This window comes from Rhizobium ecuadorense, from assembly GCF_001187535.1.
GTDB lineage: Bacteria > Pseudomonadota > Alphaproteobacteria > Rhizobiales > Rhizobiaceae > Rhizobium > Rhizobium ecuadorense.
Genome location: NZ_LFIO01001568.1, coordinates 1 through 218, shown reverse-complemented (window position 1 = coordinate 218; position 218 = coordinate 1). Strand labels below are relative to the sequence as shown.

The following is a 218-nucleotide window of genomic DNA, read 5'->3' as shown; positions in this document are numbered from 1 at the left end:
GTGATCGCCTGCAACTCCCACAGGATGCCCGTCGTCGCCGACGTCGAGCCGAGACGGGGAACATAGAGCAGCACAGCGATGGCGACGCACAGTCCCTGGATGACGAAGGCGATCGTCCTGACGCGATTGACCGCGATACCTGAATAGCGGGCGACATCGCTGTTTGATCCCACAGCGACGACGTGGCGCCCGTAGCGGGTGCGATAGAGGATGAAGGC

1 protein-coding gene is annotated in these 218 nt (G+C 62.8%); it reads right to left on the bottom strand.

Features of this window, described 5'->3' with window-relative positions:
* A partial coding sequence (locus tag AF337_RS32190) for an ABC transporter permease (RefSeq protein ID WP_160320392.1) occupies window positions 1-218 on the bottom strand: 218 nt, incomplete at both ends.